At 70.3% G+C, this 18160-nt stretch carries 16 protein-coding genes and 3 pseudogenes; 12 read left to right on the top strand and 7 right to left on the bottom strand.

The window, feature by feature from the left end:
* Nucleotides 1-60: 60 nt before the first annotated feature.
* From FHX80_RS21170 to FHX80_RS21155, 4 genes are all read left to right on the top strand, one after another.
* Nucleotides 61-1098 carry an ATP-binding cassette domain-containing protein gene (locus tag FHX80_RS21170; protein ID WP_145765639.1) on the top strand — a complete coding sequence of 346 codons (1038 nt, stop codon included), beginning with the start codon at nt 61-63 and terminating at the stop codon, nt 1096-1098.
* Nucleotides 1099-1102: 4 nt separating this feature from the next.
* Complete coding sequence (locus FHX80_RS21165) at nt 1103-1882, top strand: ABC transporter permease (protein ID WP_145765638.1); 780 nt, start codon at nt 1103-1105, stop codon at nt 1880-1882.
* Between the two features lie 157 nt (nt 1883-2039).
* Nucleotides 2040-3233, top strand: coding sequence for an ATP-binding cassette domain-containing protein (locus FHX80_RS21160; protein WP_145765637.1), 1194 nt, complete (start codon nt 2040-2042; stop codon nt 3231-3233).
* Entirely contained in the window at nt 3230-4105 is an 876-nt protein-coding gene (locus tag FHX80_RS21155) for an ABC transporter permease (protein ID WP_145765636.1), read from the top strand. Before FHX80_RS21160 ends, FHX80_RS21155 begins: the two co-directional genes overlap by 4 nt.
* A gap of 35 nt (nt 4106-4140) precedes the next feature.
* On the opposite strand, the gene FHX80_RS21150 is transcribed toward FHX80_RS21155, so the two are convergent.
* Nucleotides 4141-4470: an ATP/GTP-binding protein gene (locus tag FHX80_RS21150; protein WP_145765635.1), complete on the bottom strand. Its 330-nt coding sequence runs from the start codon at nt 4468-4470 to the stop codon at nt 4141-4143.
* Between the two features lie 212 nt (nt 4471-4682).
* Here FHX80_RS21150 and FHX80_RS21145 point away from each other — a divergent pair, with 212 nt between their 5' ends.
* Complete coding sequence (locus FHX80_RS21145) at nt 4683-5726, top strand: LLM class flavin-dependent oxidoreductase (protein WP_145765634.1); 1044 nt, start codon at nt 4683-4685, stop codon at nt 5724-5726.
* 91 nt (nt 5727-5817) lie between these two features.
* On the opposite strand, the gene FHX80_RS21140 is transcribed toward FHX80_RS21145, so the two are convergent.
* Nucleotides 5818-6210, bottom strand: a complete 393-nt coding sequence (locus FHX80_RS21140) for an SCO5389 family protein (RefSeq protein ID WP_123461692.1) — start codon at nt 6208-6210, stop codon at nt 5818-5820.
* A 263-nt stretch (nt 6211-6473) separates the two neighbouring features.
* Between FHX80_RS21140 and nucS the strand changes: the two genes are divergently transcribed.
* Nucleotides 6474-7145: an endonuclease NucS gene (gene nucS, locus FHX80_RS21135; RefSeq protein WP_123523497.1), complete on the top strand. Its 672-nt coding sequence runs from the start codon at nt 6474-6476 to the stop codon at nt 7143-7145.
* Between the two features lie 165 nt (nt 7146-7310).
* Here nucS and FHX80_RS21130 read toward each other — a convergent pair whose 3' ends face one another.
* From FHX80_RS21130 to FHX80_RS21115, 4 genes and pseudogenes are all read right to left on the bottom strand, one after another.
* Complete coding sequence (locus tag FHX80_RS21130) at nt 7311-9824, bottom strand: ATP-binding protein (protein ID WP_145765633.1); 2514 nt, start codon at nt 9822-9824, stop codon at nt 7311-7313.
* A gap of 241 nt (nt 9825-10065) precedes the next feature.
* Entirely contained in the window at nt 10066-10389 is a 324-nt protein-coding gene (locus FHX80_RS21125) for an STAS domain-containing protein (RefSeq protein ID WP_145765632.1), read from the bottom strand.
* 238 nt (nt 10390-10627) lie between these two features.
* On the bottom strand, nt 10628-11476 hold the full coding sequence (locus FHX80_RS21120) for a 3-hydroxyacyl-CoA dehydrogenase family protein (RefSeq protein ID WP_145767412.1): 849 nt from the start codon (nt 11474-11476) through the stop codon (nt 10628-10630).
* Between the two features lie 129 nt (nt 11477-11605).
* Nucleotides 11606-12016, bottom strand: a pseudogene (locus tag FHX80_RS21115) (TetR/AcrR family transcriptional regulator); the annotation flags it as partial.
* On the opposite strand from FHX80_RS21115, the pseudogene FHX80_RS21110 reads away from it, so the two are divergent.
* The 3 genes and pseudogenes from FHX80_RS21110 to FHX80_RS21100 all read left to right on the top strand — a co-directional run.
* Nucleotides 12016-12492 (top strand): annotated as a pseudogene (locus FHX80_RS21110) (ATP-binding cassette domain-containing protein); the annotation flags it as partial. The pseudogenes FHX80_RS21115 and FHX80_RS21110 overlap by 1 nt on opposite strands.
* Nucleotides 12489-12923 (top strand): annotated as a pseudogene (locus FHX80_RS21105) (ABC transporter permease); the annotation flags it as partial. The pseudogenes FHX80_RS21110 and FHX80_RS21105, both read left to right, overlap by 4 nt.
* A 4-nt stretch (nt 12924-12927) precedes the next feature.
* Nucleotides 12928-13500, top strand: coding sequence for a cob(I)yrinic acid a,c-diamide adenosyltransferase (locus FHX80_RS21100; protein WP_145765630.1), 573 nt, complete (start codon nt 12928-12930; stop codon nt 13498-13500).
* Between the two features lie 33 nt (nt 13501-13533).
* Here the strand turns inward: FHX80_RS21100 and FHX80_RS21095 are convergent, their stop codons facing one another.
* Nucleotides 13534-14103, bottom strand: a complete 570-nt coding sequence (locus FHX80_RS21095) for a hypothetical protein (RefSeq protein WP_145765629.1) — start codon at nt 14101-14103, stop codon at nt 13534-13536.
* 151 nt (nt 14104-14254) lie between these two features.
* On the opposite strand from FHX80_RS21095, the gene FHX80_RS21090 reads away from it, so the two are divergent.
* From FHX80_RS21090 to FHX80_RS21080, 3 genes are all read left to right on the top strand, one after another.
* Entirely contained in the window at nt 14255-15451 is a 1197-nt protein-coding gene (locus tag FHX80_RS21090; RefSeq protein WP_208764696.1) for a sensor histidine kinase, read from the top strand.
* Complete coding sequence (locus FHX80_RS21085; protein ID WP_145765628.1) at nt 15448-16098, top strand: response regulator; 651 nt, start codon at nt 15448-15450, stop codon at nt 16096-16098. Before FHX80_RS21090 ends, FHX80_RS21085 begins: the two co-directional genes overlap by 4 nt.
* A gap of 180 nt (nt 16099-16278) precedes the next feature.
* Nucleotides 16279-18156 carry a glycoside hydrolase family 18 chitinase gene (locus FHX80_RS21080; protein ID WP_145765627.1) on the top strand — a complete coding sequence of 626 codons (1878 nt, stop codon included), beginning with the start codon at nt 16279-16281 and terminating at the stop codon, nt 18154-18156.
* The last annotated feature ends 4 nt before the right edge of the window (nt 18157-18160 follow it).

Below are 18160 nucleotides of genomic sequence, written 5' to 3'. Positions count from 1 at the left end.
GACGCGCCCGGTTCCACCTTTGTGGTGGCGCCGGGCGCGCGGCCGTTCTAGCGTGAACGCATGATCGAGCTTGATGGCCTCACCAAGCGTTTCGGCAGCAAGGTTGCCGTCGACCAGTTGTCGTGCCGGATCAAGCCGGGGATGGTGACGGGTTTTCTGGGACCCAACGGGGCGGGCAAGTCCACCACGATGCGGATGATGCTCGATCTCGACAACCCCACCAGCGGATCGGTGCGCATCGACGGCAAGCACTACCGCGAGCTGCAGGAACCCCTGAAGTACATCGGTGCGCTGCTCGACGCCAAGTCGATGCACGGCGGTCGCAGCGCGTACAACAACCTGCTCTGTCTCGCGCAGAGCAACCGGATCCCGCGGAGCCGGGTGGCGGAGGTCCTGGACACCGTCGGCCTGACCGCGGTGTCGAAGAAGAAGTCCAAGGGTTTCTCCCTCGGCATGGGGCAGCGGCTGGGAATCGCCTCGGCGCTGCTCGGTGATCCCGAGATCCTGATGTTCGACGAACCCGTCAACGGTCTGGACCCCGAGGGAATCCACTGGATCCGGAATCTGATGAAGACGCTCGCCTCGGAAGGCCGGACGATCTTCGTCTCCTCACATCTGATGAGCGAAATGGCACTGACAGCGGATCACTTGATCGTGATCGGCCAGGGAAGGCTGCTGGCCGACACCTCGATGGCCGACTTCATCCACCAGAACTCCCGCAGCTACGTACGGCTGCGCTCGCCGCAGCAGGAGCGGCTGCGCGACGTACTGCACGCGGAGGGCATCATCGCGGTCGAGTCGGGCAACGGCACGCTGGAGATCGACGGCGCCACCACCGAGGCCCTGGGCGAGCTCGCCGCCCGGCACAGCATCGTGCTGCATGAGCTGAGTTCCCAGCGGGCCTCTCTGGAGGAGGCGTTCATGCAGATGACGGCGGGCTCGGTGGAGTACCACGCGCACTCGGAACGGGACGCCGCGCCGCCGGTGGGACCGCACTGGGGCGACCAGTGGGGGCAGCGGCAGCCGGGCGCCGCCCCAGGGCCTCCCGACAGCACTCCCGGAACCCCCGGCGGGTCCGGCACCGGCAAGGGGGCATGACGAGATGGCATCGGTACCCGCGGTCCTGACTTCCGAATGGACCAAGATCCGTACGGTCTCCTCGACCGTCTGGACCCTGATCTCCGCGTTCGTCGTCACCGTCGCGATGGGCGCCGCGCTCAGTGCCCTGACGAACTCCCAGTTCAGCAACCTCTCCGTGGCGGAGCGGGTCACCTTCGACCCCACCCTCATCAGCTTCTCCGGGATGATTCTCGGTCAGCTGGCGATGGTGGTCTTCGGCGTCCTGGTGGTCGGTACGGAGTACAGCTCCGGCATGATCCGCACCTCGCTGGCGGCCGTGCCGCAGCGCGCCACGTTCCTCTTCAGCAAGATGCTGGTGGCCGTCGTGCTGGCCCTGTTGGTCGGCCTGGCCACCAGCTTCGTCTCGTTCTTCCTCGGCCAGGCCCTGCTCGGCGACCACGGCACGGACATCGGCGCGGACAACGTGCTGCGGGCGGTCTTCGGCGGCGGCATCTACATGGGGCTGATCGCGCTCTTCTCCATGGGAGTGGCGACGATGCTGCGCAGCTCCATGCTGTCGCTCGGCATCCTGATGCCGTTCTTCTTCCTGGTCTCCCAGATCCTGTCGGCCGTACCGGGCGCCAAGAACGTCGCCCGTTACTTCCCCGACCAGGCGGGGTCCAAGATCATGCAGGTGGTGCCCCACGCGATGAACAGCAACGCGGCTCCGTACGGGCCGTGGGGCGGACTGCTGATCATGGTCGGCTGGGTGGTGGCCGCGGTGCTCGGCGGCTTCCTCGTACTCAAGAAGCGGGACGCCTGAGCGGGCCGCGGACCCCGGTCCGCGGCCTTCGTAAGGGGCGCGCCGCCGCATCGGCTTGGCCGGAACCGTAAAGGCCTGGTTATCCTCCTAACTCTTACGGGGGTGTGCGGCCGGACGGCCTGTACCCCGACGACAGATAAGTCGATGGGGCTGGAGCATGATCGAGGCAGTCGGCCTGACCAAGCGCTATGGCGCGAAGACGGCCGTGTACAACCTTTCCTTCCAGGTGCGGCCGGGCACCGTCACCGGATTCCTCGGTCCCAACGGGTCGGGCAAGTCGACGACCATGCGCATGATGCTCGGCCTGGACCGGCCGACCGCCGGCCATGTGACGATCGGCGGACACGCGTACCGCAGCCTGCCGAACGCGCCGCGCCAGGTGGGCGCGCTGCTGGACGCCAAGGCGGTGCACGGGGGCCGCAGCGCCCGCAACCACCTGCTCTCGCTGGCCCAGCTCGCCGGGATCCCGGCCGCCCGGGTCGACGAGGTGCTCGGTGTCGTCGGCCTTCAGGATGTCGCCCGGAAGCGGTCCAGCGGCTTCTCGCTCGGCATGGGACAGCGGCTGGGCATCGCGGGCGCGCTGCTGGGCGACCCGCAGGTGCTGCTCTTCGACGAGCCGGTCAACGGACTCGACCCGGAGGGCATCCTCTGGGTCCGCAACCTGATGAAGATGCTGGCGTCCGAGGGCCGTACGGTCTTCGTCTCCAGCCACCTCATGAGCGAGATGGCGCTCACCGCCGACCATCTGATCGTGATCGGCCGCGGCCAGCTGCTGGCCGACATGAACATCACGGACTTCATCTCGGCCAACTCGGCCGATTTCGCCCGGGTCCGGGTCCAGGACAACGGGTCCGAGCAGCGGGAGAAGCTCACCGCCACCCTCACCGAGGCGGGCGGCCAGGTCATGTCGGAGCCGGACGGCGCCCTGCGGATCACCGGGCTGAAGCTGCCCCGGATCAGCGATCTGGCCCATGACTCCGACGTACGGCTGTGGGAGCTCTCGCCGCACCAGGCCTCGTTGGAGGAGGCGTACATGCGGATGACGCAGGCCACCGTGGACTACCGCTCGACGGCGGACCAGAAGGCGGGCCTGCAGCCGCCCGTCCCGGAGGGCGGATACGGGCAGCAGCACCCCGGGTACGCGCCGCCTCAGCAGACCGTCCCGGAGGTGCCGCAGCAGGGCTGGTACGCCCCGCCGCCGCCTGGAGCCAACCCGTACGCGACAGCCCCCGGGCCCGGCCAGGCACCGGCGGCGCCCGCCGTCCCCCCCGCCCCCGCCCCCGCCCCGGCAGCACCTGCCGCGGCCCCCGCGGACCCGACCGCGCGCGACACCAGCGAGGACCCCCGATGACAACCCCGTCCACGCCGCCGACGCCGTACCAGCAGCAGGCGTACCAGCAGCCCCCGGCACCGCAGCAGAACGCGCAGGCCGACTCCTACGTCTCGCCGATCCCGGTGCGCCGGGCCACGCTCGGCGACGCGATCGCCTCCGAGTGGACCAAGATCCGTTCGGTGCGCTCCACGATGTGGACGCTCGGCATCCTGATCGTGCTGCTGCTCGTCATCGGCGTGCTCTCCGCGGTCGCCGTCCATCTGTCCGACGCCGACCTGGGCTCCACCCCGGTGCTCAGCCTCGGCTTCTTCGGCGTACTGCTCGGCTCGATCTGTGTGATCACGCTCGGCGTGATGACGATCGCCTCGGAGTACGGCACCGGGATGATCCGTACGACGATGACGGCCTGCCCCAGCCCCGGACGGGTGCTCGGTGCGAAGGCCATCGTCTTCTTCCTGCTCACCTTCGTCCTGACGACCGTGATGACCACGGTCGTCGCGGTGCTCCAGACGGCCATCGTGGACGCCGACACCCCCAGCGGCGCGGACTGGCTGCGCAGCACGGTCGGCGTCGGCCTCTACATCGCGACGCTGGGGCTGCTCTCGCTCGCGATCGGCGCGCTGATCCGGCACTCGGCCGGTGCGATCACCGTCATGATCGGTGTGGTGCTGCTGCCGCTCGTGCTGGCGATCTTCATGTTCGCCCAGTCGCTCGCGAAGATCCAGGAGTGGCTCCTGGAGTACTCGATCCCCAACCAGCTCAGCAATTTCTACGACACCTCGGTCACCGAGTCGGGGCCGTCCGGCTGGGAACCGCTGTGGATCATGGTCGGGCTGACCGCCGTGGCCATGGGCGGCGCCTATCTGGCGATGAGCCGCCGCGACGTCTGACCGGTCTCCGTACCTGCCGTCGACCGGGCGGACGTTCAGTACCGAGGCGCGTTCCTGGACCGCTGCACCCGTGTGGTGCGGCGGTCCTTCGCGTTCCAGCACGCCTTGTGCCAGTGCCTGCGGTCGTCGATACCGCCGTACTCGGGCCAGGCCACCAGGTGCGGGACGCCGGACGGGATCTCCTGGTCGCAGCCGGGGCACCGGTAGCGCTTGCCCGCCGCGCTCGCGCCGCTCACCGGGCGGATGCACCAGTCCTCGCCCTGCCACTCCTCCGCGCGCCCTCCACCGCCGTACCGGTCCCCGTCCACGCGCGCGCTGTCGGTGGGACTCTCGCCGCCTCGGGGGCGGTTGCGGCGCGGGGACACGTGACACCTCATGGGGGCAGGCCGGGCAGTTCCCGTCCAGCGTAGGGCCATTCGGCCGAGGCAGGTGTCCCGCACCGCTCATCACCGGGCCCGACGGGGGGACGGGTTACCGGAAAATCGCAACAACTTCTCGCCGGACCGTGCCTTTGGCACGTGTCAGACGTTGTTGCCAGCAGGGGAGAGCCGCGTCGGCCGCAAGGAGGTAATAGGCGATGCGTGTGGGAACGTTCGTACTGGCAGCCCAGTTCCCGGGGCAGGGGCCGGGAGAAGCGCTGCATCGCGCGATCCGGTCCGCCGAGGTCGCGGAGGAGTCCGGACTCGACTCGGTCTGGCTGGCAGAACACCATTTCGTGCCGTACGGGGTCTGCCCGTCCGCCGTGACACTGGCCGCGCTGCTGCTCGGCCGCACCCGCAGGATCCGGGTGGGCACGGCGGTGAGCGTGCTGCCGACGCAGCATCCGGTCGCGCTCGGCGAGCAGGCCGCGCTGCTGCACCTCACCAGCGGCGGCCGATTCACCCTCGGCGTCGGCCGGGGCGGCCCCTGGATCGACCTGGAAGTGTTCGGCGGCGGCCTGGAGGCCTACGAGAGGGGCTTCCCGGAGTCCCTGGGGCTGTTGCTCGACTGGCTGCGCGAACCGCGTGTGGCGGGCCGCGGGGAGCGTTACGGCTTCCGTGAGGTGGCGGTGGTGCCCCGCCCCGACGAGCTGTTCGACGGGGCGGGCACCGAGAACCCCGGCGGTCCCGAGGTGGTCGTCGCGTGCACCTCGCCGAAGAGCGTGCGGCTCGCCGCCGAGAACGGCCTGCCGATGCTGCTCGGCATGCACTGCGGGGACGAGGAGAAGGCCGAGGTGGTCGCGCTCTGGCGGACCTGCGCGCTGGCCGCGGGCCGCTCGCCGGAGAGTGTGCGGCAGGCCGGGCACGTGTCCGCGGGGGTGGCCCAGATCGCGGACCGCGCCGAGGAAGCCACCGAGACGCTCGTGAAGACGATGCCCGGCTGGCTGCGGCAGGGGCTGGACGCCCATGTGACGGTCGACGGCCGGCACCGGGTGATGCGTGACCCGGTCGGCTACACGGAGATGCTGTGCGGCATTCACCCGGTGGGCCCGCCCCGGCTCGCGGCCGACCGGCTCGCCGCCACGGCCGAGCGCACGGGCATCACCCGCTTCGCGCTCCTGGTCGAGGGTTCGGGCGATCTCGTGGCCACGGAGGAGAACGTAGCGCGACTGGGCACCGAGGTGCTGCCGCTCCTGAAATGATCCGCCGGAAAACGCCGTTCCGGTGTACGAACGGGAGCTGCCGCCCCGGACCAGTCGCACCTCCCGCGGTCCGGAACGACAGCAAAGGCGTTCAGCAGTCCCGAAGTTCGGGCGACTGGTTGAGCAACTGACCCCTCACCGAGGTGAATCGGGCGAGTCGGTCGTCGACCGAGGCGTCCAGCGGGAACACCGCGACGCGGTGGCAGTTCTGGAATGCCAGACGCACCCCGAAGTGCCGCTGCAGCGCGCCGCGGATTGCATCACTTGCGAGCGCACGCAGCAGCTGACCACGTGCCTGCTCGTCCGGCGGCGGCGTCTGGTTGTCGGCGAACTCGCCGCCGTCGACCTTCAGCTGAGCCACCAGCGAGCTGATCATCTCCCACGCGAAGGGCAGGGAGGTCCGGACGCAGTCGACGAAGTCGGCTTCATCGACCTCGCCTCGCTCGGCCTGTTCCAACAGCGCCGGTGAGACGTCGAGCGACATGGGTTCTCCTCTCGCGACCCCGACGGAGGGCCGGGGCCTTACGGGCAGGGAAGGAGGACGGCGACGCAGCGTGCACAGACGGCGACCTCCTGCATCCACGGTAAGGGTGCAGTCCGGGCCGCACCAGGAGATTGGGAACACAACCGGCCAACAACGAAGGGGTTCAAAGAGGGACAAGCCAGATTCGGTCAGGTAGAGGCGGGGATGGAGTGACGGGTGGGTGAATCGCGTCGACCACCCGTCGTCGAGTAGCGTTGCCGACCATGCGTCTCGTCATCGCCCGCTGCTCCGTGGACTACGCGGGCCGGCTCACGGCCCACCTGCCCTCCGCTCCCCGTCTGATCCTGGTGAAGGCGGACGGGAGCGTGTCTATTCACGCCGACGACAGGGCCTACAAACCGCTCAACTGGATGTCACCGCCCTGCACCCTGAAGGAGGGCGCCGACGACACCGAGGGCGTCTGGACCGTGGTGAACAAGGCGGGCGAAAAACTGATCATCACGATGGAGGAAATCCTCCACGACTCGTCCCATGAACTGGGCGTCGATCCGGGCCTGATCAAGGACGGCGTGGAAGCGCATCTCCAGGAACTGCTCGCTGACCGGATCGAGACCCTCGGCGAGGGCTACACCTTGATCCGCCGCGAGTACTTCACCGCCATCGGCCCGGTCGACATCCTGTGCCGCGACGCCGACGGGCAGACCGTGGCCGTCGAGCTCAAGCGACGCGGCGACATCGACGGCGTGGAGCAGCTGACCCGCTATCTGGAGCTGCTCAACCGCGATCCGCACCTCGCCCCGGTGAAGGGCATCTTCGCCGCCCAGGAGATCAAGCCCCAGGCCCGCGTGCTGGCGACGGACCGCGGGATCGGCTGCGTGGTGCTCGACTACAACGCGATGCGCGGCATCGAGGACGACAAACTCCGGCTGTTCTGACCCGGGCCGTTCGCTCCGTCCTCAAGCCCGCCCGGTGCGTCAAGCCCGCCCGGCGCCCGAGGACGGGACCCCGACCCCGGAGCCCGGACGCAGCGCCGGACGAGCATGCCCATCAGGCCCGTCCGGCGCGCGAGGACAAGGCGCCCACCCGGGGCGCACCCCGGCTCAGGCCACCGACGGGCTCGGTGCGGGCCCCCCGGACACCGCCGTACCCGTACTCATCGCCCCCGACGGCCCACTCGCCGAGTCCGACGAATTGGGCAGACCCGGCTCCTCCGTCACGGGCTCCGTGGGCGACGGGCTCTCACTCGTCTCCGGCGGGCTCGACGACGGACTCGTCGTCGGCCGCGGCGTGTCCGACTTCGTCGGCTTGGGCGGATCGGACGGCTTGCCCGAAGGACTCGACGGGCGATCGACGGGCGGCTTGTCCGGGGACGACGAGCTCTCCCGCGGTTCGCTCGTCCCCCGGGACGGACTCACGCTCCCGGTGGGCGCGGCCTCGCTCCCCGTCGGCCCGGGCGTCGACGCCGTGGCGCTGGATGCCTGGGCGGACGGAACCGGATCGTCCGTCGGCTCGTCGGCCGGGAGTTCGTTCTCGCTGTCGTCGCCCTCGCTCACCGACTGCTCGGTCGAGTCACCGGGGTCACTCTGCGGATCACTGCTCGACGTCAGCCCGAGCGTCACCACCGTGCCGAGCACGCCTGCCAGCAGCACACCCGCACTCGCGGCGACCAGATTGCGCCGCGCCCCGCCCAGGACCGCGAAGCGGCCACCCGGCGCGCCCTTCGGAGCGCCCTTCGGAGCGCCCTTCGGAGCGCCCTTCGGAGCGGTCTGCCGGGGCAGGACGGCGGTGTCGGCCGCGGACGGCCACGGCGTCGAGACCGGCAGCGCGACCGTCGGGCCACCGGGCGACGACGCCTCGAAGCGGTTCGCCGGTATCTCCTCGTCCACCGGAGTACGGCCCGCCACCACACCGGAGCGGTCCTCGACCAGGGCGAGTGCCCGGCGCCCGGCCACCGCACCCGACTTGTCGGCGAGCGCCCCGCGCATGCTGATGGAGGTCTCCAGCTCGGCCCTGGCCCGCTCCGGATTGCCGGTGCAGAGCGCGAGTACGCCCAACTCGTGGTGGAAGTAGGCCTCTTCGGCGACCTCGCCGGCGATCCGGGCCGCCTCCTGGCCGATCCGCAGGGACTTCTCCCAGGCGCTCCAGTGCAGCCCGGCCGCGAAGGTCGGCGAGGCGCTGCGGGCCAGCAGCACGGCAACGCTGGTCTGTCCGGCCCCGTCCCCCGGCACCAGCTGCGTCATCGCCGCGACGATCGCGTCGGCCTCGGCGACCGCCCGTGCGGAGGTGACCGAGGGGTGCCCGGCCCACCAGGCGTAGTGCTGGGCCGCCGTACGGGCCCGGCTCGTGGCGTCGTCGCCGTATCCGGCGGCCTCCAGCTGGGCGACCACACCGGCGGCCAGCCGGTAGCGGGACCCGGCCGGGGAGAGCAGTCCGCAGCCGGCCAGTTCGCCGAGTGCGGCATCGGCGTGGGTGTCCCCCACGAGCGCCGGCAGATGCGCCTGGTGCGGCACCTCGCCGCCGAGCGCGACCGCGAAGCGCAGGGTGTCGCGCGCGGCCCCGCTCAGCCGCGAGGCGAGCAGCGCGGCGGGCGCGGCGCCCTCACCGAGGCTGGGCAGCGGCACGTCGGGGGCCTCGGCAGGCAGCGGCGCATCGGCGGGCCTGTTGTCGAGGTAGCCGTACTCGTCGTACGCGGTGGAGTCGGTGCGCAGCAGATCGCGCTGGCGCAGCAGGGCGCCCGCCTGGACGAAGCGCAGCGGCAGGCCCTCGGACTCGAACCAGAGGTCGCCCGCCCAGTTGGCCTCCTCCTCGGAGAGCGGCCGCTCGACCACCCGTTCCATCAGGTCGACCGAGGCGCCGCGGTCCAGTCCGGCGAGGGAGACCTCATCGAGGTGGGAGTCGGCGCCGGGGGCGTCGATGTCGGGTGTCGCGGCGAACAGGAAGGCGCATTCGGGCGTCGCGTCGAGCAGCTCGTCCAGCGCGGCGCCGCCGAACTCCAGGTCGTCCAGGACGACGACGGCGCCGGTGGCGCGCAGCTTCTCCAGCAGCAGCGCCCGGTCCGGGCGGTGCAGCGGCGCGTCGTGGACGGCCTCGAAGAGTCCGTACAGCAGGTCGGTGACGGTTCGCTTGTGGCCGCTGAGCCGTACGACTCCGTCCGGTGCGAGTTGCGCGCAGTCGGCGGCGACGGCGTCGAGGAGCGCGGTCCGGCCGGATCCGGCCGGTCCGGTGAGCCGTACGGAGCGGCCGCGGGCCAGCAGGCGTACCAGTCGCTCGCGTTCGTCCGCGCGCTGCAGGAGGGGCAGCTGGAGGACGGGCAGGCCGGGCGGCACAGGGGGCGCGGTGGCCCGTTCGTGGTCGGCGCGTCCGGCGGGGGTGCGCCGGACCGGTTCGGCGGGCTGCTCGCCCGGCGGGCACAGTTCGACCTCGCTGCCGTCGACCGGGTTGACCGTGAGCAGGAGGTCACCCGATATGACGGGGACGATGCGTATCTGTTGCGGTGTTTGCTGACCGAAATCAGGAGTCAGCGGATCGCGGGAAGTGCGCCGTCGGCCGGCGTCCTGCGCGGAGCCGTTCCTGTCGTGGCCGTACTCTTCCGGCCCCCGGTGTATCGGGTCCATCGTCAAAGCCCCCAAGACGCGTCGAGCACGGTTGTCCCTCCCGGCCTCGCACGTCCAGCGGTCGCTTCCGGTCCGGTGTCAGCCAGGTGGGTCCGTCAATCGGCAGACGGCCGAACCCTAAACCTTCGCACAGTATCTACGAACATCCGGGGTCCCACGCCGCCCGACAGATCACGGTCTCGTGAGGATTGTGCGGCTTCGGCCGCGGGGTGCGGACGGGTGTCCGCCGCCGCCCGGAGCCTCAGACGCGTGGCAGGGAGTCTGCGGCGATTCCGCCCTCGATGGCCAGGATGCGGTGCAGTCTGGTGGCCACCAGAAGGCGTTGCATCTGCGGTGGCACGCCGCGGAGCACCAGCCGCCGCCCGGCCCGTCCGGCCCGTCTGTGCGCGCCCATGATGACGCCGAGTCCGGTGGCGTCCCATGAATCGAGCTCGGTCAGGTCCAGCACCAGATCGCCGACGCCGTCGTCGAGGGCCGAGTGCAGGACCGTACGGGCGTCCGCCGCGCTTCGGACGTCGAGGCGGCCCCCGACGACCAGCTTGGCGTGGTCGCCCCTGATGTGCATATGCGCTCCCCTGGAATGCTCCGTGGCAAGGTCCGGATGTCTGAAACTGCCTCTGCCCCAACTGACTGCGGCAGCGGCAGGGAAGTTGCCGTCTGTAAGCGAACCGATACCGAATTCACTCCGTGGAGTGACTGAGGCCCGCTGTCGATCCGGTGCGGATCCACTGATCCCGGGAGGTGACCCCCGGGGACCCCGGGCCTGATTGACAGCGGATCAGGCAACAAGGGACTGAAAACGATCAGTAGGTGTAGAAGCCCTGCCCGCTCTTGCGGCCGATGTCACCTGCATCGACCATTCGGCGCATCAGCTCCGGTGCGGCGAACTTCTCGTCCTGGGACTCGGTGTAGATGTTGCCGGTGGCGTGCAGCAGGATGTCGACGCCGGTCAGGTCCGCGGTGGCGAGCGGCCCCATGGCGTGGCCGAAACCCAGCTTGCACGCGGTGTCGATGTCCTCCGCCGAGGCGACGCCCGACTCGTACAGCTTGGCGGCCTCGACGACCAGCGCCGAGATCAGCCGGGTGGTGACGAAGCCGGCCACGTCACGGTTGACCACGATGCAGGTCTTGCCGACCGACTCGGCGAACTCCCGTGCGGTGGCGAGGGTTTCGTCGCTCGTCTTGTAGCCGCGTACGAGCTCGCAGAGCTGCATCATCGGGACCGGCGAGAAGAAGTGCACACCGACGACGCGCTCCGGGCGCTCCGTCACGGCCGCGATCTTGGTGATCGGGATGGCGGAGGTGTTGGAGGCGAGCACGGTGTCGTCCCGGACGATCTTGTCGAGGGCCCGGAAGATCTCGTGCTTCACCTCCAGCTTCTCGAAGACCGCCTCGACGACGATGTCCGCGTCGGCGACCGCGTCGAGATCGGTGGTCGTGGTGATGCGAGCGAGCGCGGACTCGGCGTCGGACGCCGCGAGCTTGCCCTTGGAGACGAACTTGTCGTAGGAGGTCTTGATGCCGTCACGGCCACGGGTCAGCGCCGCGTCGGTGACATCGCGCAGCACGACGTCCCAGCCCGCCTGGGCGGAGACCTGCGCGATACCGGACCCCATGAGTCCGGCTCCGATGACGGCGAGCTTCCTGGCCACGTTGACACCCCTGCTTTCCATAAGGTTCCTGTCCATACTCTCCGGCGGAGGTTAGTACCCGTGAGGGGCGCTGGGGCCGCGAAGAGATGCGCGTCACGTCTCAAATGACGGACATCACACCGGGGCGTGTCATTCGGCGGCGCGCCGGGCGTAGTTGAGCACCTTTTCGCCCAGCAGGTCCTCGATGTCATCGAGCAGGACGAGGGCGTCCCGGGACACCTCGGCGGCTCCGCGGCCCGCGGCCATCTCGCCCCCGATGTACGCCATGAGCGTGCTGTGCACCCAGGAGAGCCGACCGGCCACCAGGACCGGGGTCCGGTCCCCGGGCTCCGCCCCGGACTCCTCCAGGAGCGTCGCCTCCAGATGCCGGACGGCCTCCTGCTGTACGCGCCAGAGGCGGGCCTTGAGGCCGTCGGCGTTCTCGATGACCCACATGAAGCGCTCGTAGCCCTCCATCAGGCCGACGGTGGGTGATACGCCCTCGACCTGGATGCGCAGTTCCCGCAGGACGGCGTCGGCCGCGGACTCGCCCTTGCCGCGGAGCGGGCAGGACCACCACCCTGCGCATGCTCACCACGCTGCCGGCCCCCACCGGCGGCGCCGCCACCGTGGCCGGCCACGACCTGCTCACGGACCCGGCGGGCGTACGGGAGACCTGCGGGTACGTCGCCCGGTCCGGCGGGGTCGGCCCCGGCATCACCGTGCGGGAGGAGCTGGTCACCCAGGGCCGGATGTACCGGCTCGGCAAGGCCGCGGCGGTCGCCCGCGCCGGGGAACTGGGCCTGTCGGACCTGCTCGACCGGAAGACGGCCTCGCTCTCGGGGGGCCGGCGCCGGCGGCTCGACATCGCGAGGGGACTCACCCACCGCCCACCACTGCTCTTCCTCGACGAACCGACCACCGGACTCGACCCGGGCAGCCGCACCGATCTGTGGAACCTGGTGCGGAGGCTGCGCGACACATCCGGCACGACCGTCGTGCTCACCACCCACTACCTCGACGAGGCGGACGCACTCTGTTCATGTTCCAGGCGGTCCTGCTGGTCCTGGCCGCGCTGGTCATGGGCTTGCGCGCGCCGCTCCCCGGGGTGCTGATCGGCTTCGCGTTCGTCGGTCTGCTGACGGCCTCACTGGCCTCGCTGTCGTACGCCCTGGCGATGAGGGTCAGCACACCGCAGGAGTTCGGCCCGGTGATCAACTCGCTCACCATGCCGGCCATGCTGCTCTCCGGTCCGATGCTGCCGACGACGCTGGGCCCGGGATGGCTGGACGTGCTCTCCCACCTCACGCCGTTCCGCTACCTCGTGGACGCGGTACGGGACGCGTACATCGGCTCGTACGCCACCGCGCACCTGCTGTACGGCGTCCTGGTCGCCCTCGGATTCGCGGCGCTCGCCGTGACAGTGGGCACACGCGTCCTCCGGAGGGCCGGTGCCTCACTAGGCTGACGACATGGTCAATCTGACACGTATCTACACCCGCACCGGCGACCAGGGCACCACCGCCCTCGGCGACATGAGCCGGACCGCCAAGACCGATCTGCGGATCTCCGCCTACGCCGACAGCAACGAGGCCAACGCGGTCATCGGCACGGCGATCGCGCTCGGGCAGCTCACCGAGGACGTCGTGAAGGTCCTCGTCCGGGTACAGAACGACCTGTTCGACGTGGGCGCCGACCTGTCGACGCCGGTCGTCGAGGAACCGAAGTACCCGCCGCTGCGGGTCGAGCAGTTCTACGTCGACAAGCTGGAGGCGGACTGCGACCACTTCCTGGAGCAGGTGGAGAAGCTCCGCAGCTTCATCCTGCCCGGCGGCACCCCGGGCGCGGCGCTGCTGCACCAGGCGTGCACGGTGGTGCGGCGCGCGGAGCGGTCCACCTGGGCGGCGTTCGAGGTGCACGGCGAGGTGATGAACCCGCTGACGGCGACGTATCTCAACCGGCTCTCCGACCTGCTGTTCATCCTCGCCCGGGTGGCGAACAAGGAGGTCGGCGACGTGCTGTGGGTACCGGGCGGCGAACGGTAGAGCCAGGCCCGTCCGGCGACCGATGACAACGCCTCAGCCGGGCGGGCGAGGCACCCCCTTCGCGGATCCCTTCGGATCCCGCTTCGGGAACACCGTGTAGCTCGCCGCGATCACCAGGTTGATCCCCATCACGAACAGCATCGTCTGCTGCCAGGACCGCAGCGACGCCACGTCCCCGTCACCCCCCACGTACCAGACCGCCCCCTGGAGCAGCGCCAGCGCCGTCACCGTGGCCACCGTCCACCGTCCGGCCACCCGCCACTCGTGGACCGCCCGCGCCATGCCGTACTTCGGCGGCTTCACCGGTGGCGGACCGCCCGCGAACCGGTGGGCGATCCGGGCGTCGACCCACCGGATCGTGGAGTGCCCGAGGCCCACCGTGAAGCCGATGTACACGGCGGCGAGGCCGTGCTTCCAGTCCGGAGCGGCGCCGTTCTTCAGGTCGACGGCCGTGACCACCAGCAGGATCACCTCCAGCAGCGGCTCGCACAGCAGCACCGCGCCACCGAGCCGCGGCTTCCTCGCCACGTACCGCAGCGCGAGTCCCACGGCCAGCAGCACCCAGAAGGCGATCTCGCAGAGAACGATCAGCGTGACGATCACGGTCCTGCTCCTTTCGCTCCCCTCCAGCATCCCCGCGGCGGCGCGCCCGATCGTCGCCCGGAGTGACGAACCGCCGCTGCATACTTCGATGCAGTCGCGGCTCATTCCCCGTACGGACGTCCCGGAACGGCCCGCCGTGTTGGATGGGAGGGTGCTCTCTCATCCCCGCCCCCACCGGGACGACGCCCTCATCGCGGTCGGCGGTCTGCTCGGCGGAGTGGTGCTGTGGCTGCTCGGTCTGCACATGCAGACCGGCCGCCCCCTCGACGCCCCGGGGATCGAGCTGGTCCCGCTCGCCGTGATGTCGGCACTGGCGCTGCTGCGCAGAAGCGCGCCGCGGACCGCCCTGATCATCGGCACCCTGGCGCTGGTCATGGACCAGTTCACGGCCGGGAACCTGGCCACCCTGCTGCTGTACACCGACGTCATGTACGCGGCCGTGCTGTACGGCAGCCCGGCGGCAGCCCGGCGGATCCCGGTGACCACCTTCCTGATCACGGTCACGATCACGATCGGCTTCCTGGCGTGGTTCCGCACCGCCGAGGCGCTGCTCATCGGCATCGTCACGGGACTGGTCTCGTTCGTGCCCGCCCTCACCGGCGTCAGCGTGCGCAACCACCGCGATGCCGCCGAAGCCGAGCGGCTGCGCGCCGATCAGACGGCTCTGCTGGCCGAGATGGACCGGGCGCAGGCGGTGACCGCCGAACGGGCCCGGATGGCACGCGAGTTGCACGACATGGTGGCCAACCACCTCTCCGCGATCGCCATCCACTCCACCGCCGCGCTCTCCATCGACGACCCGGAGACGTCCCGGAACGCCCTGGGGGTCATCCGGGAGAACAGCGTCGACGGTCTGGCCGAAATGCGCCGTCTGATCGGGCTGTTGCGTACCGGTGGGGCCGCTCCGGAGCCCAGTATCTCGCCCACGCTCGGCTCGCTGGTCGCCCTGGTCGAGCAGCACCGTACGAACGCCGCGTCCAGCGGGCTCACATGTGTGCTGGAGGACTCCCGCAACGAGCCCGGTCCGCTGCCGGCACCGGTCGAGTTGGCCGCGTACCGGATCGTCCAGGAGTCCCTCACGAACACGCTCAAGCACGCCGGGCCCGGCCCGGTCACGGTCCGGCTGGGGCAGGCGGGGCCGCGGCTGACGGTGGAGGTCACCAGTGCCCTCGGGAACCGGCCGGGACCGCGTGCTCCCGGTTCGGGGACCGGGCTGGTCGGGATGCGGGAGCGGGTGGCACTGCTCGGCGGGGCGATCGAGGCGGGACCGGTGTCCACCGCGAACGGGACGAAGATCTGGCGGGTACGGGCCGAACTGCCCGTCGAGGAAGGGAGCGTGAGGACATGACCATCCGGGTACTGGTGGCCGAGGACCAGTCGGCGGTGCGCGCTGGGCTGGTGCTCATCCTGGGCAGCGCACCGGACATCGAGGTCGTCGGGGAGGCCCGCGACGGGGAGGAGGCGGTGCGGCTGGCCCGCGAACTGCGCCCGGACCTGGTATTGATGGACATTCAGATGCCCAAACTGGACGGGGTGTCGGCGACGAAGCAGGTGGTCGCGGAGCGGCTGGCGGATGTGCTGGTGCTGACGACCTTCGATCTGGACGAGTACGTCTTCGGCGCGCTGCGGGCCGGGGCGTCGGGCTTCCTGCTGAAGGACACCGAGGCCCACGGCCTGCTCGAAGCGGTACGCACGGTGGCGCGCGGCGAGGGCCTGATCGCCCCGGCGGTGACGCGCCGGCTGATCGCGGAGTTCGCCGGTGCCGCCCCCGTACGGCCATCGGAAACCGCGGACAGGTCGGTGCTCGCCCCCCTCACGCGGCGCGAGCGCGAAGTGCTCGGCTGCCTCGGCGAGGGCCTGTCGAACGCCGAGGTCGCGGTGCGGCTGTCCATGGCGGAAGCGACGGTGAAGACGCACGTCAGCAGGCTGCTGGGGAAGCTGAAGCTTCGCAGCCGGGCCCAGGCGGCGGTACTGGCCCAGGAGTTGGGCCTCTGAGGTTTAGTCCTGCCCAACCCTGGTTCTTTGGTCCAGACCTCTTGACGATTGGTCCAGACCTTCCTACTCTCACCGAGCACACTGCGGTGAGTACGCCATGACAAGGCGTACTCAGGGCGGCGCAGGGTTTGCAGTCGACGGACCACCCCCGTTTGTCCGGACCTCACCCGAGGAGCACCGTTGAGTACTGAGACCCCCCGCCGGACCCGATTCAGAGTCGGGGCCGGGAAAGCCACCAGATCACGAGCCGTCGCGGGCCTCACCGCACTGCTCCTTCCGCTCGCCGCGATGGTCGGCATGGCCTCCCCGGCCGAAGCAGCCACCTCGGCGACCGCCACCTACGTCAAGAAGTCCGACTGGGGCAGCGGCTTCGAGGGCCAGTGGACGGTGAAGAACACCGGCACCACCGCCCTCAGCTCCTGGACCATCGAGTGGGACTTCCCCTCCGGCACCGCCGTCGGCTCCGCCTGGGACGCCGCCGTCACCAGTTCCGGCACTCACTGGACCGCCAAGAACCTCAGCTGGAACGGCTCGGTCGCACCGGGCGCCAGCGTCTCGTTCGGCTTCAACGGCACCGGCTCCGGCTCCCCCGCGGGATGCAAGCTGAACGGCGCCTCCTGCGACGGCGGCAGCGTCCCCGGTGACAAGGCCCCCTCTGCCCCCGGCACCCCCACCGCGAGCGGCATCACCGACACCTCGGTGAAGCTGAGCTGGAACGCGGCCACCGACGACAACGGCATCAAGAACTACGACGTCCTGCGGGACGGCGCGGTCGTCGGCACGGTGACCGGCACCACGTACACCAACACCGGCCTCACCGCCGGCACCGACTACTCGTACACCGTGCGGGCCCGCGACACCGCCGACCAGACCGGTCCGGCCAGCGGCGCGGTCAAGGTGCACACCACCGGCGGCGGGGGCACCGACCCCGGTCCGGGCACCGGCAGCAAGGTCAACCTCGGCTACTTCGCCGAGTGGGGCGTCTACGGCCGGAACTACCACGTCAAGAACCTGGTCACCTCGGGTTCGGCCGCGAAGATCACCCACATCAACTACGCCTTCGGCAACGTCCAGGGCGGCAAGTGCACGATCGGTGACTCCTACGCCGACTACGACAAGGCGTACACCGCCGACCAGTCCGTCGACGGCGTCGCCGACACCTGGGACCAGCCGCTGCGCGGCAGCTTCAACCAGCTGCGCAAGCTCAAGGCGAAGTACCCGAACATCAAGGTCCTCTGGTCCTTCGGCGGCTGGACCTGGTCCGGCGGCTTCGGCCAGGCGGCGCAGAACCCGGCCGCGTTCGCCCAGTCCTGCTACGACCTGGTGGAGGACCCCCGTTGGGCCGATGTCTTCGACGGCATCGACATCGACTGGGAGTACCCCAACGCCTGTGGTCTGACCTGTGACACCAGCGGCCCGGCCGCACTGAAGTCCCTCACGTCCGCACTGCGCACCAAGTTCGGCAGCAACAACCTGGTGACCGCGGCCATCACGGCCGACGGCTCCAACGGCGGCAAGATCGACGTCGCCGACTACGCGGGCGCCGCACAGTCGCTGAACTGGTACAACGTGATGACGTACGACTTCTTCGGCGCCTGGGACGCGAAGGGCCCGACGGCCCCGCACTCCCCGCTCACCCCGTACACCGGCATCCCGAAGGCCGGCTTCTCCGCCTCCGAGGCCATCGCCAAGCTGAAGGCCCAGGGCGTCCCCGCCTCGAAGCTGCTGCTCGGCATCGGCTTCTACGGCCGCGGCTGGACCGGCGTGACCCAGGACGCGCCCGGCGGCACCGCCACCGGCGCCGCCCCGGGTACGTACGAGGCGGGCATCGAGGACTACAAGGTCCTCAAGAACACCTGCCCCGCCACCGGCACCATCGCCGGCACCGCCTACGCGCACTGCGGCACCAACTGGTGGAGCTACGACACCCCGGCCACCATCGGCACCAAGATGGCCTGGGCGAAGAGCCAGGGCCTGGGAGGCGCGTTCTTCTGGGAGTTCAGCGGGGACACCAGCAACGGTGAACTCGTGAGCGCGATGAACAACGGTCTGAAGTAATCCC

This window comes from Streptomyces brevispora (assembly GCF_007829885.1).
In the GTDB taxonomy this organism is placed as follows: Bacteria; Actinomycetota; Actinomycetes; order Streptomycetales; family Streptomycetaceae; genus Streptomyces; species Streptomyces brevispora.
This window is presented reverse-complemented; position numbering and strand designations above follow the sequence as displayed.